The following is a 14,498-nucleotide window of genomic DNA, read 5'->3' as shown; positions in this document are numbered from 1 at the left end:
TGCTTTTTCAAGATCATACACCTGAACTTGAATCAAGGGCAACCTTTTTTGCCGCAGTTGCAGGCGAATGAGGCAATACATTATCCAGTGTAACGCCGGATTCTACAGTCGCGACACTGGGATGACTCTCCAATGCCCCTTTAAACGAAGCGGTATGCGAATACAGTGTATATTTTTCAATCGCTTGCGCACGACTGTTGACGCCAAGCTTATCGTAGATTTTGCGTAAATAATTATCGACAGATCGGCGGCTTACACGGATCGTCTCAGCGATCTTATCGTATGTAAACCCCTGTGTAATCTGTGTCATAATATTGTGTTCCAGTGGAGACAATTCAAAATAACCGTCGGTCGGTATTTGTGCAGGAACCGGTACAACGCCGTGGCTAAGCCACGACAACGGAATCACCGTCAATCCTTGACGCAATCCGCTGATCAGATGCAGCAGTTGTGCAGGCGACGATTCTTTGGACAATACACCGCTTGCGCCCATGCTCATCAAGCCAGCGAACAATGATAGATTGTTATCACCGGTCAGTACAATGACATGACTCTGCTCACTGCTGCGCTTGATTTGACGCAAATATAGTTCTGCATTGCCTTCTGGCAGCGAATCGTCCAGCAGGATCAGATGTGGTTTCACGCGTGCGGCAAGCTTGAGTCCATCTTTGACCGAACCGGCTGTACCGACAACACTCAGATTATCCGTCTCTTCCAGTATCAATTTGGTTCCCAGCATTAATGCGGGATGATTATCAATAATGATAACCTTCCATGTACTATCCATTGGGGCACTTCCTCCCTGTTTCAGACATTGATCCTCGGTGGGACTGTATAGTTACTATCGGTTACGTGCAGACTATTTTTAATCCTATCTTTTTCTTTTCTTCATTTAAAACGGTCAAAACATGTCTTTCTCGACCTAGCTGCCATGCCGACTCTCAGCGATTTGTACTTGATACCAGCATGACTGCTGTCGCCTTATTATCCATTCATCCATCCATCGCTCTCTTTGAGAAAATGGGTAAATGTATGCGAAACTATTCATTCTCCCCTGCGTTTAACGTTCCAGAATGAGCATGATTCATTGTACATTTGCTATCCTTGTCAGACCGTCCATCAATCATGCAAGTACAATCCACCTAGCGTGATCTGATAGCTTACGGAAATGGACGCTCCCCATACGTCATGTTAAAATGGACGATATTCTTCAAACTATTGTATGTACCGAGGTGATCATTATGGATTCAAAAGCAGAGTCTAATCGGCGTGTCGCATCACGGATCGAGACCTCCAGAGGGTCCTCTGCCAAATGGTTTTTGTTATTCTGGATATTGATTATAGCTATCGGCGCGACCGCTGCTTATTTATATAGCAACCATGTCAAACAGCAGATGATTACTGCGATTCAGGCGGATACCGAGCGCCAGATTGCAGCGCTGCAAACCGATTACGAAACCAAACTGAGCAGCATGTCAAAGGAAATGAACGACCTGCAAAGTAAAGTCGATTCGTTCAACGAACTACTCACCTTTACCAAAGACAACGCCAGCAGCAAAACCGACAATAGCAACAAACTGTACACTCAGCTGAATGAAGTGCAGAAGCAATTGAATACCTTGCAAAAGAAAATGGAGTTACTCAAATGACGATGCGTGTCAAAACTGTCAATCGTTTCTTCCTGCTGGCACTGGCTCCGTTTATCGGACTATTGATCGTTTTGCTGCTACAACCGAAGCAGCTGACCGTGTCGCTGGATCTGGACACCTACAAGCCGCAGACAACGCTCACCGCTCAGTCCACTTCCATCATGAACGGGCTGGATCAGGCGGAAAAGGTAGCCACACAAACATCGACGTCTATTGAGAAAACGACGCGTCTATACAATCAGACTACCACCGCCATGTCTTCAATTGTTCAGGCGGCGACCGCACAAGCTGCCAAACCAGAGCAAATCTACAACAAGCGAATCACTTCCAAGCTAGGTGCCGCCGCGGAGCGTGTAAATAGCGACCGGATTCAAATCGAGTTGTTCCGGCTCAATCCCGGCATGTACAAAGCATATGCGATGAAGATCAAACTACTTGATCCCGATGCGATGAAGATGACGCTCGGCAAAGATACATTTGGCGGTGCGGAAACGACACTCACTGCGACGCAGCGCTATGGTGCCATCGCTGGTATCAATGCAGGCGGATTCGCCGACTCTGGTGGCAAACGCTATCCACTCAGCACTACTGTACTGGATGGCAAATACGTGAATGGCTTTCAGGCAACATTCAAAGATCTATTTTTCGTCGGTCTGAATCATTCCGGGCAACTGATCGGTGGCAAATTCAACAGTCAGGCGAATCTGGATGCGCTCAGTCCATCATTTGGTGCCTCCTTCGTCCCTGTGTTGATCAAAAACGGGCAAAAGGTCGCTATACCCGCCAAATGGCAAAAAACGCCGCTACGTGCCCCACGCACCGTGATCGGCAAATATAAGGATGATCAGCTCATTATTATCGCCGCCGATGGGTATAATGAGAACGGAAGCTCTGGCGCAACGCTCAAAGAATTACAGGACAAACTGTATAAAATGGGCGTTGTAGATGCCTACAATCTGGACGGCGGCGGTTCCACTTCGCTGATCCTGAACGGACGCGTGGTCAACCACCCGTCCGACGGTAATCTCCGTCCCGTAGCTACCAACTTCCTATTCTTTAAATAACAACAAACCAACAGCGTATAAAATATGAACTATAGCGCATAAAAAAAGACGATGAGCAGCTTATATGCTCATCGTCTTTATATATCGATGTTACTCATTAAATAAATTAGGCATTTTTAGGAATCAGGTTCATTTCCGTTACGCATTGAGCACAGATGTAGCGCTCTTTGAATTCACTTACTTCTTCCATGGAGCCGCAAAATACACATTTTGGACGATATCTTTCCAGAATGATGTGGTCGCCCTGTACCAGAATTTCGACTGGGTCACCTTCATTCATTTGATATCTTTTGCGCAGAGACTTTGGTAATACGATTCTTCCCAATTGATCAACTTTACGTACAACGCCTGCCGGTTTCATACAATTAACACCTCTCTAATTATTGATACTGGAGCACGATAGTTGTGCTCACGCAAGTGAAGGAAGAATATTGGATCATAAAATTTGGAATATCAGCTATATATTCTCTGTTCCACTCTCCACTATATTCTCCGCTTACTTGTTGAATCCTGCTAACTTTTACTAATTTCGCTTCCTTCTTTTAGAAACCAAGCTTTTCTCACCGACTCCCCTTTAATCAAGACCGGGGAAATCCAGCTGCCGAAGCGCCTCATAAACAATAACGGCTGCGGAGTTCGATAAGTTTAGCGAACGCACATCGCCAGTCATTGGCATTCTTATGGCTGTATCGGGATTAGCTGCAATTAGCTCGGGTGGCAAACCTTTGGTTTCCTTGCCAAATACGAAAAAATCGCCATCCTGAAATGTGTAATCAGAATATTTGTTTTTAGCCTTGGTCGTCGCATAGAAGAAACGATGACCAAAGTAGGACTTTTGAACCTCTTCAAATGAATCGTGGTACTCAATATTGACGGCATGCCAGTAATCCAATCCTGCTCTTTTGAGCGTCGCATCATCAGTTTTGAAGCCTAGCGGGCGCACAAGATGCAGGTGAATCCCCGTAGCTGCGCATGTTCTAGCAATATTGCCGGTGTTTCCTGGTATCTCTGGTTCCACGAGTACGATGTGTAGTGCCATAGTTCTGTTTCCACCTTTTATATAGTACTTTTTGATTATAACCGATCTCGGTAAATTGCGACAGCTTTTGACAAAAAATAGTTGAATATTTTCAAAAAAAGCCTTCCCAACGGGGAAGGCTTTACCTTTTTAACGCATTTTCGTTGCAAAAGTTGCTTGTTTAGCTGTGATTTTCTTGGAATTTTTTCATCAAATCCACCAGCGCCTGACAACTTTCATAAGGAACAGCATTATAAATCGATGCTCGCAGTCCACCAACACTACGATGACCTTTCAAACCGATCATACCAGCCTCTTCGGATGCCTTAACAAAGGCTTTTTCCAGTTCTTCCGTTTGCAGCCTAAACGTAACATTCATCAGGGAACGGCTCGAAAAATCAGCAGCTCCTTTGTAGAAGCCATTGCTGTTGTCGATCGCATCATAGATCAGCGTAGCCTTTTGCTCATTGAGACGGGCGATGCCTTCCAGACCGCCCTTCTCTTCAATCCATTTCAATACTTCATTGACCATATAGATCGCAAACGATGGCGGCGTATTGTACAAGGAGCCGTTGCTCGCATGCGTGCTATAACGGAAAATCGTCGGAATATTCGACGGCGATTCGTTAATCAGCTCCTCGCGAGCGATGACAACCGTTACGCCGGATGGACCTAGATTCTTCTGAGCACCTGCATAGATCATACCAAACTGACTAATATCCAGCGGACGACTCAGAATATCACTAGACATGTCCACAATTAATGGCACATCGCCGGTATTCGGAAACTCATAAAACTGTACCCCACCAATCGTCTCATTGGAGGTCAGATGCACATAAGCAGCGTTAGCCGGAATATCAAATGTATCAAAATCCGGTACGCTCATATAATTAGCAGCTTTGCTTGAAGCGACGACATGCGTCTCACCGATCAATTTCGCTTCGCTGATCGCTTTCCCCGCCCAGCTGCCTGTATCAACATAGCTACCCACTTTGCCTTCCGTTAACAGGTTCATCGGCAGCATCGCAAACTGCGTGCTTGCTCCGCCTTGCAGGAATAATACCTTGTAACCCTTCGGGTTGCCAAACAAGGACAACAGGCGTTGTTCTGCTTCGTTATGTACGCCCTCGTAGACGGCTCCACGGTGCGACATCTCCATAATGGACATTCCAGTACCTTCATAGTCTACAAATTGCTTCTGGGCGCGTTCCAGCACCTCCAGCGGCAACGCTGCAGGACCTGCATTGAAATTGTATGCTCTCTTGGTCATCTCTTTCTCCACCCTTTCAGATCACGCCTGCCATCTTTAATCCTGTAATGCAGTGATGTCAGGTTCATGGTAATTATCGCTATAATATCAGCAATTGCTGAACCAAGCAAGTGCCTTTTGTCACTTTGCAGTTGCACACACAATCACTTGATACCAAACAGATATAATGCTTCAATGAAACCTATTTCCGAACAAGGCTATGCAACACGATCCTTGCTATTCCAGTAGATTTTCACTTTACAAACGGCTTTTCAGTCATATCACGATGGTAAATCACCTGCCAATATAACTACCAATTTCAGTATATTGATCGCAGCTTGATTTAAAAAATCCTCCGGAACAGATATTCCGGAGGATTGGATAGGCGTATATGCCATTTGCATCTTCATCAGACTACATTCGTATTAGCAATCGTAGTACAGGCTGAATTCGTGTGGATGTACACGAATCGCTACGTCTTTCGCTTCAGCACGTTTGAATGCGATGTAGTTTGTAATGAAGTCTTCAGTAAATACGTCACCTTCGAGCAGGAACTCATAGTTTTTCTCCAGTTCATCCAGTGCTTCCTCCAGGGAAGCTGGTACGCTGCGGATACCTTCTTTGTCCGCATCGGACAGCTCATAGATGTTTTTGTCGAAAGGACCATAGCCCAGTTCGCGAGGATCGCGTTTGTTTTTAATACCGTCCAGACCAGCCATCAGCATAGCGGAGAACGCCAGGTAAGGGTTGGCAGTGGAGTCTGGTGTACGGAACTCGATACGACAGCCTTTTGGTGTTACAGCAGCTACCGGGATACGTACCGCTGCGGAACGGTTACCTTTGGAGAATACGAGGTTAACCGGCGCTTCGTAACCAGGAACCAGACGTTTGAACGAGTTGGTGCTTGGGTTTGTCAGTGCGATCAGAGCTGGTGCATGGTATAGAATACCACCGATGTAGTGCAGCGCCATTTCGCTCAGGTTCGCATAGCCACCTTTTTCATAGAACAACGGCTCATCGCCATTGAAGATAGATTGGTGAACGTGCATACCGCTACCGTTATCACCAAACAGTGGTTTCGGCATGAATGTTGCTGTTTTGCCATATTGCTGTGCTGTGTTATGCACAATGTATTTGTATTTCATCAGGTTGTCTGCTGTGAATTTCAATGTATCAAAACGGAAGTTGATCTCCGCTTGACCGGCAGTCGCCACTTCATGGTGGTGACGCTCGATTTTCAGACCAGCTTCTTCCAGCAGGCGACACATTTCGCTGCGGATATCTTGCTGGGAATCAACTGGAGCAACCGGTACATAACCGCCTTTTTTGCGGATTTTGAAACCAAGGTTGCCGCCTTCTTCTTTGCGGTTAGTATTCCAGAACGCTTCGTTCGAATCTACGGAATACGCAGATACGTTAGTGTCGCTTTGGTAGCGAACATCGTCAAAGATGAAAAATTCGGACTCAGGAGCAAAGAATGCCGCTGTACCTACACCGCTGGATTGCAGAAATTCTTCTGCTTTCTCGGCAATACCGCGTGGGTCACGCTCATAGCGCTCGCCGTCCGGTGTGTAGATGTTGCACATGATATTCAGTGTTGGATGAGCAGTAAACGCATCGATAAACACCGATTCCGGATCTGGCATCATAACCATATCGGACTCTTCAATACCGCGGAAACCCGGAATAGAAGAACCGTCAAACGCTACACCATTTACAAACGTATCCTCATCAACTTCACTAGATGGCAGCGAGATATGGTGTGCACGTCCAGACAGATCCACGAAACGGAAATCAAACCACTCAATATTGTTTTCTTGTGCGAGTTTCAATACATTTTCTACCGGCATTTGTACTTTCCTCCCCAAATTTCCGAACATTACAACTTTTTCTAACGTTCAATGTTCATTTTCTCGTTTTTTTTCTGTCGTCATTATAAAACCTTAAACCTAACATCGTCAATAGCCATGTAATATATTTCTGGCTGAAATGTAAGATATGCTTACACTTACTAGCTTACCAAAAAAGAATTATACTCGTCAATCGGCGATTATTACATCTCAGTGCTGATGATATGTATCAGCCGCTTTAAAGCGTCAAATCAGCAATATATTTAAAAGGCATATTACTCCTTTCCTTTGCAAACTACAAGTCTGCTCTTGATTCACTCTAATTTTGAAAGAGCTTACACTGTGAGAAAACATCATAAATAATAAGACAAAAAGACCGAGATTCCTTGATCTACCGGTCTTTTCGCCTTACGGTTTGTTATTAATGTCTATTTCTTTGCATTTGTTTGTACAGAGGTAACGTTGTGCGCTTTACGAATATATTGTGGCCAAGGCAATGAAGTACATCCTGTCTTTTCACATTGTTCAAGTGTTCAATCTGTACATGTACAATAAGCTGTTTCATTTATCGAAAATAACGTAAATAACAGTCTATATTCAGGTACTATTCAGTCAATAATTCATGATTAAAGAAGATTTGTCCTATATTACCTCTTACGATTGAGCGGACACGGCAAACTGCTCTGCTGGTGCTTTGGGCGTGTTGAAGCTTTTGCCGATAATAGGAGACAATTGTTCCAGTTGGCGCAGTAAATGAGCAAACTGATCCGGGAACAGCGATTGAACACCGTCACCAGTCATCGAGTTGTCTGGATCGGTATGCATCTCGATAATCAGGCCATCCGCACCTGCGGCTACAGACGCTCTAGTCATCGGCTCTACCAATTCGCGGCGTCCTGTACCATGACTCGGATCGGAAATAACCGGTAAATGGCTCAGTTGTTGCAGCACTGGAATCGCTGACAGATCAAGCGTATTGCGCGTGTATGATTCAAACGTGCGAATACCACGCTCACACAGCATTACATCTGGATTGCCGCCTGCCAAAATGTATTCTGCTGCATTCAGCAATTCATCATATGTCGCGCTGAATCCACGTTTCAACAGTACAGGCTTGCGAATCTCGCCCAGCTTACGTAGCAGATCAAAGTTCTGCATATTCCGAGTACCGACCTGCAAAATATCCGCGTATTCTGCACAAATATCAACATATTCCGGTGTCATAACCTCAGTGATCGTGAGCAGACCGTGCTTCTTACCTGCTTCAGCCATCATAATCAGACCTTCCACTCCAACACCTTGAAAACTGTATGGACCAGTACGCGGTTTGAACGCACCTCCGCGTAATACCTGACCACCTGCGGCTTTGACCAGACGAGCAATTTCGTCAATCTGCTGCGGCGATTCTACCGCACACGGACCGCCCATAACGACCAGTTCACCACCGCCGATATTCACATCTCCGATGCGAATCACTGTATTCTCTGGATGGAATTCACGACTTGCCAATTTGTAAGATTTGGACACTTTGTTCACTGACTGTACACCGTTCATCTGTTGAAGACGTTCTACCAAATCCGGTTTGACCGAGCCGATCATACCAACTACGATGCGGTCGGTAGCATGCGATACATGCGCTTGTACTCCCTCTTGTTGTACAAGCTCTACAATCTGGTTCAATTGCTCCTGCGATGTTTGTTTGCATACATGGATAATCATAATAAAATCTTCCTCTCCTGTAGGATTGTATAGTTTGGGACATTGAGATTTTAAATACTAACTAACTATAAATTATCGTTCCTATAAATCAGCGCTCGCTTTATTGATTTTATGCTTTTTAGCTTGCACGCTTTTAAGCTTTTAATCACTAAAGTAAATATACACCTTTTGTCTATCAGTGTCAATAATATCAGTTGTGACGAAAATGCAAATTCTTGTACGGATTATGTAAATGTAAGACATCTTATTATGCTTTAAATAGATGATCATTTGCCTGCTCATGGTTATGAAATCGTAATTTTTATATGATAAAAAATCCCAAATATACAAAAAGCACTGTGTCCGCCGGAGAGGCAAACACAGTGCTTTTCGAATGATAATGTATCAGACTAAGCTGTTAGACAGCTTCATAGAAACGATTTAACGACGAACCGGTTGATTGGTCGTTCTACCTTTTTTCTCACGTACAGGCGGCAACAAACGATTCGGATTGACCGTACGTATCATCTCCCAAGTGGAAGGATCGTCATTATCGTATTGTTCCAAATATCCGATAACTTCCTTCGTAATCGGCGTTGGCGTAGACGCACCTGCTGTAACAGCTACTCTGGATTTGCCTAGCAGCCATTCACGATTCAGCTCTGTAATATCGGAGATGCGGTACGCTGTCACACCAGCAATCTGCTCGGATACTTGCGCCAAACGGTTGGAGTTATTACTACGTGGGTCGCCAACAACGATCACCAGTTCAGCCTGTCCTGCTTGTTCAGCGACCGCTTCCTGACGAACCTGAGTTGCCAGACAAATCTCGTTATGCACTTCGGCATGCAGGAATTTCTCCTGCAAACGTTCCATAATCTTGCGTATATCCCACTGGCTCATCGTCGTCTGGTTCGTAATTAGAATGCGCTCGGCATTCACTTCCAGTTCGTCGATCTCCTCTTCCTTTTCGATCAGATGTACATAATCTGGTGCGACACCGATCGCGCCTTCTGGCTCTGGGTGATTCCGTTTGCCGATATAGATTACATGATATCCTTCTGCTGTTTTCTCGCGGATCAGATCGTGGGTACGAGTAACATCGGGACAAGTTGCATCCACGGTCGTCAATCCTTTTTCACGAGCAATCCGGCGGACTTCTGGAGAGACGCCATGAGCAGTGAAAATAATCGTACCGCTCTCTACTTGATCCAGAATATCCAGACGGTTCGGACCGTCCAGTGTAACAATACCTTGATCTTCAAAAGCTTGGGTTACATGACTGTTGTGTACAATCATACCAAGTATATAAATCGGTCGCGGCAGATCCGGGTTCTGTGCGGCCTGCTGTGCAATCACCATAGCGTCAACGACACCGTAACAGTATCCGCGTGGCGCAATTTTTACGATTTCCATGATGGGCTTAACACCTGCTTTCTGGGGTTTGCTCGCAAAGGAGCAACAACAATTTCATTATACCTTATCAGAGCGGTGACAGGAAAGGCACAGCCGACGGTTCGGAACGTACGATTATCCGAATGTCAACTGTGCCGCGATGTGGTACATGCTAATTTGTCCGCGTATTCCTTATACGTCATACAGTACAATAAGATTCAGGTCGAAAAAGGAGAATCCGGTTTACGATCGTCTTTTTCGTTCTTTTGCGCCTGTTTTTCCGGTTTCTTTTTCGAGTCGAGTCGACCCGGTTTGCGGGTATCGCGATCCGGCTTCATTTCCAGTATTTCTTCACCGTCCGGCAATTTGTCCGCTAGAATCTCGCCTTCTACTGGCACCGCAGCAAGTGGCAGCCAGATGACAAAGGTAGTTCCTTTCCCTTTGGCGGTAACGACCTCTACAGAGCCTTCATGAGCGTCTATAATCCATTTAGCAATGGACAGCCCCAGACCTGTACCCGGCGTCACACCACGCGATTCATCCGCACGGTAGAAGCGCTCGAAGATATGCGGCACTTCTTCCTGATCCATACCAATCCCGCTATCGCTGATACGAATACCGATCTGATCCGGGTACAGAACAGTGTCAAGTGTAACAATACCTTCCGGCGTATATTTAAACGCATTTTCGATAAAGATAAACAGCATCTGCTGTAAATAATCTTTGTTGCCGTACACAAAGTACTCATGCAGCTGTGGCGAAAGGTCCGGTTGCCAGTCTGCGCGGTGCGGAATAAACTGTGCCCGGCGTACGACTTCTTCCAGTAATTCGCCAGCAGGCAGCGCATCTTTCATAATCGTCTGCCCCGCATCAGCACGCGCTAGCGAGAGCATATCATTGACGAGACGACTCATCCGTTTGGCTTCATCGGAAATATCGTTGATCGCTTCCATCGACAGCTGTTTGAGCATCACTTCATCGAGATGTGGAGCTTCGTGCGGCTTTTTATTCCATGCTTTTTGCAGCAGATCGACATTCCCGCGAATAGTAGTCAACGGTGTACGCAATTCATGAGACGCATCCGATACAAATCGGCGCTGTGCTGTATAAGCTTCAGCCAGTTCTTTGTAGAACACCTCAGTACGTCCAAACATGCCGTTTACTGTGCTGATCAACTGCCCGATTTCATCCGCAGGACCATCATAATCAATACGAACGCTCAGATCTTTTCCATTCTGAATTTGATTGGCTGCTTTAATAACCTTACCAATAGGCGCCATAGATTTGCGCGCCAGAAATAGCCCGAGGGTAAAGGCAATAAACAGCGTCGCCAGCGAGCCGACAATGAGCGTCACACGCAGATTGTCAAACAACTGATGCGAATCCGTCATATCCGACGCAATAATCAATACACCCAGTACATTTTGCAAATCTGTTCTATCTCTTATAGGCTTATATGCAACTAAATACGTACGTTCATTGTAACTAATTTCTTGCAACTTTTCGGGTATTTTATTTTTATCAGGGACTTTCAGAAAAGAACCGTTATACGTTAAATTTTTGGACGAATCGGTATAGTTAGCCAGTTTAAACCGAAGACCAGCATCAATGAATCGATCATAATCTTTACGGGAAGGGAGCAGGTCAATGCTTCCATTCTCATCGGGAACCCCCGCTGATACACTGATCTGATTATTGAACAGTTCCGTTAGACGGTTACTCAAATCCTGATACGTATTAAAATATACAAATGCGTAAATGGCGATACTGAACAGCATCAATGTTACTGCTAATATGCCGGAATACCATACTGTCAGCCTCAAACGTATTGACATACTGTCCGCCCTTTCCTAGGTGTTGTTTCGCAAAATGTAACCTGCACCACGGATTGTCTGAATCAGGCGTTTGCCGCCATGCTCTTCCGTTTTCTGGCGCAGCATCGCAATGTACACTTCCAGCACATTGGATTCGCCGCTATAGTCGTAGCCCCAGATTTTATCCATAATCAGATCACGCGAAAGTACACGCTTCGGATTTTGCATAAACAGATACAGCAGTTCAAATTCCTTGGCTGTCAGCTCCAGACGATTCCCATCGCGTGTCACTTCACGCGCATCTGCATCCAGTGTCAGATCCTCAAAGCTCAATCGGTTCGTGTTGGCACTGTCTGCATCCGGCTTACGACGCAGCAATGCCCGTACACGTGCCAGTAATTCTTCCAGCGCAAATGGCTTCACCAGATAATCGTCTGCTCCGGCATCTAGCCCTTTGACGCGATTTTCCACTTCATCCTTGGCAGTTAACATAAGAATGGGTACGGAAATTCCCGCTTCGCGCACACGTCGGCATACTTCAAAACCATCCACTTGCGGCATCATCACATCCAGTACCATTACCGCAGGATCGTTTTCCAGCATTTTGTTTAATCCTTCCGCTCCGTTAGAAGCAGTCAATACTTCATATCCTTCAAATGCCAGCCCACGTCGGAGCATGGAAATAATTTTTTCATCGTCATCAATAATTAGAATCGTTGGTCTCATCGCAGCTTCTCCTTTGGTCATCGTTCTGTAATGTGAGTATTAGTCCTATTGTAACAATGAATTGAAAAATAGACTATATGTGCTGCCCACACAAAAGGCGGAAAGGATACCCCTTCCGCCTGTTTGTTATATAAAATCGCGTATGCGATTATTGATTACCTTCTGTACCCGAAGTGCCTACGGTTTTCTCGTATTGATTGCGATCACCGATTGCTACCTTCAGATCCATTTTCTTACCATCACGGATGATGTTCAAGGTTACATTATCACCAACAGTCAATTTTTGAATCGCTGTGATCAAGTCTTGACTGTTCGTATAGGCAGTACCATTGATGCCTGTAATAACATCGTACGAACGCAGGTCAGCCTGGTATGCAGGAGATCTGTACAATACTTCCGTTACAACCGAACCGCTAGTAGTATCAACACCTAATTGTTTGGAAATTTCCGGAGTTAGCGTCATTAGGGATGCACCGATAAATGGAACCGGAGTAGCCGGGATTTCTTTACCATTTTTCAGATTATCTACAACTTTGGCAACTTCGTTGGACGGAATTGCAAAGCCGATACCTTGTGCGTCTTCACTCACCGCGGTATTGATCCCAATCACTTGTCCCTGCATATTCAGCAGCGGACCACCAGAGTTACCAGGGTTAATGGAAGCATCGGTTTGCAGCAGATGCTGATATTTGGTCGATTCGCCGTTGGACGCGTCGGAAGCGGTAATACTGCGTTCCTTCGCACTCAGTACGCCTGCTGTTACGGTATGATCAAACCCCTGTGGGTTACCGATGGCGACCAACCAGCTACCGATCGATACATTGTCCGAGTTACCGAGTGAAATGTAAGGGAAGTCGGTTTGACCTTCCGTTGGCTCAATTTTCAGTACAGCCAGATCGAGGTCTGTACTTTTGCCCATCAGCTTGGCTTCGTACGGTGTTTTGTTATCTTCCAGTGTAACCTGGATTGTACTCGCATCACCGACTACGTGAGCATTGGTCAGGATATAACCGCTTTTATCGAAAATAAAGCCAGAGCCGATACCGAGCGGAGTCAAGCCACCTGACGAGCCACTGCCGCTGCCACTACCATTTCCACCGTTGCCGGAACCTGAACCGCCGGAGCTACCATCTCCGCCGCCGAATTGATCACCGAAAAAGAAACGGTACATCGGATCGCTATAGTTAGGGCTGCTGCTACCTCCACTGCCAGAGCTGGAATTGGTGTACGTTTCAATTTTAACTACAGCCGGGCTGGCTGTTTTCACGACATCCGCTACATCTGCTGATCCTGCTGGCAATGCTGCCTGCGTGACGGTATTACTCTCAGCTGGTGTCGCGTTGGTGGTCGATGCTGTTCCTGTTGATGTGGTCGCAGCTTCGCCGCCTGTAAACAGGTTGGCACGATCTGCACCATACATCCCACCGGTCATTAGGATCATGCCGGCAAGTACGGAAGCGACCACAGTTTTGATAGGGCTTTTCGGTTTGTTGTATTGGAATTGAGGTTTGCGGTTGTTTCCGTCATTGCCACCATATCCATTACCGTTGTATCCACCATTACCGTTTCCGTTACCGGTATTGTGCAGATTGTTAAGATGATCGTTTGGCGAGTTGCTTGGCACTGCATTGTTGGACTCCGAACTGTAAATGGGACGAACCGGAGCAGGAGGCGTCACTTCTACCTGATTGTCGGACGTGGTTGACGATTGCTCATTGCTGTTGTCCTTGTTAAGCGATTGAAATGGACCGTATGAATAGTAATGCGATTGCTCGCTGTTGGCTTTGTTTGAAGCCGAGTTTGCTGTATGATTGTTTTGGCCTTCATCGTTCTGGCCGTTATTAAACTGATGTTTGTTCTTATCTTCCATGAAGAAAACCTCCCAGATTCCCATGATATGAGTGCAATGCCTGTGTAGATCGTTTGCGTCTCATTTGGTACATTGTTATATTCGCTTATTAACCTTAACTTCACATTAAAATCAATTAAAAAGAAAATAAATCCTTACCTACTCACCAGATCAAGTATGGAAAAA

General features: G+C 45.7%; 12 protein-coding genes. 2 read left to right on the top strand and 10 right to left on the bottom strand.

Features of this window, described 5'->3' with window-relative positions; all coding sequences use genetic code 11:
• Positions 1–13: 13 nt before the first annotated feature.
• Positions 14–787, bottom strand: a complete 774-nt coding sequence (locus ACE3MZ_RS07130; protein WP_411345761.1) for a response regulator — start codon at positions 785–787, stop codon at positions 14–16.
• A gap of 454 nt (positions 788–1,241) precedes the next feature.
• Here ACE3MZ_RS07130 and ACE3MZ_RS07125 point away from each other — a divergent pair, with 454 nt between their 5' ends.
• Both ACE3MZ_RS07125 and ACE3MZ_RS07120 read left to right on the top strand, forming a co-directional pair.
• Positions 1,242–1,649: a hypothetical protein gene (locus ACE3MZ_RS07125; protein WP_411345760.1), complete on the top strand. Its 408-nt coding sequence runs from the start codon at positions 1,242–1,244 to the stop codon at positions 1,647–1,649.
• Positions 1,646–2,713 (top strand): phosphodiester glycosidase family protein, encoded by a 1,068-nt coding sequence (locus ACE3MZ_RS07120; RefSeq protein ID WP_411345759.1) that lies wholly within the window; start codon positions 1,646–1,648, stop codon positions 2,711–2,713. Before ACE3MZ_RS07125 ends, ACE3MZ_RS07120 begins: the two co-directional genes overlap by 4 nt.
• Before the next feature lie 106 nt (positions 2,714–2,819).
• Here ACE3MZ_RS07120 and ACE3MZ_RS07115 read toward each other — a convergent pair whose 3' ends face one another.
• From ACE3MZ_RS07115 to ACE3MZ_RS07075, 9 genes are all read right to left on the bottom strand, one after another.
• Positions 2,820–3,074, bottom strand: a complete 255-nt coding sequence (locus tag ACE3MZ_RS07115; protein ID WP_046215508.1) for an AbrB/MazE/SpoVT family DNA-binding domain-containing protein — start codon at positions 3,072–3,074, stop codon at positions 2,820–2,822.
• Between the two features lie 213 nt (positions 3,075–3,287).
• The gene (gene trmL / locus ACE3MZ_RS07110; protein WP_411345758.1) at positions 3,288–3,752 is read right to left on the bottom strand and encodes a tRNA (uridine(34)/cytosine(34)/5-carboxymethylaminomethyluridine(34)-2'-O)-methyltransferase TrmL; all 465 of its coding nucleotides are present in this window, start codon (positions 3,750–3,752) and stop codon (positions 3,288–3,290) included.
• A 160-nt stretch (positions 3,753–3,912) separates the two neighbouring features.
• A complete protein-coding gene (gene serC, locus ACE3MZ_RS07105; protein WP_411345757.1) occupies positions 3,913–5,001 on the bottom strand; it encodes a 3-phosphoserine/phosphohydroxythreonine transaminase in 1,089 nt (362 codons plus the stop codon).
• A gap of 404 nt (positions 5,002–5,405) precedes the next feature.
• Positions 5,406–6,830, bottom strand: coding sequence for a type I glutamate--ammonia ligase (gene glnA / locus ACE3MZ_RS07100; protein WP_411345756.1), 1,425 nt, complete (start codon positions 6,828–6,830; stop codon positions 5,406–5,408).
• A 654-nt stretch (positions 6,831–7,484) separates the two neighbouring features.
• Positions 7,485–8,549, bottom strand: coding sequence for a 3-deoxy-7-phosphoheptulonate synthase (gene aroF / locus ACE3MZ_RS07095; RefSeq protein ID WP_411345755.1), 1,065 nt, complete (start codon positions 8,547–8,549; stop codon positions 7,485–7,487).
• Positions 8,550–8,969: 420 nt separating this feature from the next.
• Positions 8,970–9,944, bottom strand: a complete 975-nt coding sequence (locus ACE3MZ_RS07090; RefSeq protein ID WP_411345754.1) for a 4-hydroxy-3-methylbut-2-enyl diphosphate reductase — start codon at positions 9,942–9,944, stop codon at positions 8,970–8,972.
• A gap of 197 nt (positions 9,945–10,141) precedes the next feature.
• Positions 10,142–11,758, bottom strand: coding sequence for a sensor histidine kinase (locus ACE3MZ_RS07085; RefSeq protein WP_411345753.1), 1,617 nt, complete (start codon positions 11,756–11,758; stop codon positions 10,142–10,144).
• A 15-nt stretch (positions 11,759–11,773) separates the two neighbouring features.
• Positions 11,774–12,463, bottom strand: a complete 690-nt coding sequence (locus ACE3MZ_RS07080; protein ID WP_411345752.1) for a response regulator transcription factor — start codon at positions 12,461–12,463, stop codon at positions 11,774–11,776.
• A 148-nt stretch (positions 12,464–12,611) separates the two neighbouring features.
• Positions 12,612–14,333: a S1C family serine protease gene (locus ACE3MZ_RS07075; RefSeq protein WP_411345751.1), complete on the bottom strand. Its 1,722-nt coding sequence runs from the start codon at positions 14,331–14,333 to the stop codon at positions 12,612–12,614.
• Between the last annotated feature and the right edge of the window lie 165 nt (positions 14,334–14,498).

The organism is Paenibacillus sp. WLX1005 (assembly GCF_046603685.1).
GTDB lineage: Bacteria > Bacillota > Bacilli > Paenibacillales > Paenibacillaceae > Saccharibacillus.
This window is presented reverse-complemented; position numbering and strand designations above follow the sequence as displayed.

Coding starts and splice junctions, on each gene's coding strand:
- ACE3MZ_RS07130 (WP_411345761.1), bottom strand. CDS start 787: ATGGATAGTACATGGAAGGTTATCATTATTGATAATCATCCCGCATTA.
- ACE3MZ_RS07125 (WP_411345760.1), top strand. CDS start 1,242: ATGGATTCAAAAGCAGAGTCTAATCGGCGTGTCGCATCACGGATCGAG.
- ACE3MZ_RS07120 (WP_411345759.1), top strand. CDS start 1,646: ATGACGATGCGTGTCAAAACTGTCAATCGTTTCTTCCTGCTGGCACTG.
- ACE3MZ_RS07115 (WP_046215508.1), bottom strand. CDS start 3,074: ATGAAACCGGCAGGCGTTGTACGTAAAGTTGATCAATTGGGAAGAATC.
- trmL (WP_411345758.1), bottom strand. CDS start 3,752: ATGGCACTACACATCGTACTCGTGGAACCAGAGATACCAGGAAACACC.
- serC (WP_411345757.1), bottom strand. CDS start 5,001: ATGACCAAGAGAGCATACAATTTCAATGCAGGTCCTGCAGCGTTGCCG.
- glnA (WP_411345756.1), bottom strand. CDS start 6,830: ATGCCGGTAGAAAATGTATTGAAACTCGCACAAGAAAACAATATTGAG.
- aroF (WP_411345755.1), bottom strand. CDS start 8,549: ATGATTATCCATGTATGCAAACAAACATCGCAGGAGCAATTGAACCAG.
- ACE3MZ_RS07090 (WP_411345754.1), bottom strand. CDS start 9,944: ATGGAAATCGTAAAAATTGCGCCACGCGGATACTGTTACGGTGTCGTT.
- ACE3MZ_RS07085 (WP_411345753.1), bottom strand. CDS start 11,758: ATGTCAATACGTTTGAGGCTGACAGTATGGTATTCCGGCATATTAGCA.
- ACE3MZ_RS07080 (WP_411345752.1), bottom strand. CDS start 12,463: ATGAGACCAACGATTCTAATTATTGATGACGATGAAAAAATTATTTCC.
- ACE3MZ_RS07075 (WP_411345751.1), bottom strand. CDS start 14,333: ATGGAAGATAAGAACAAACATCAGTTTAATAACGGCCAGAACGATGAA.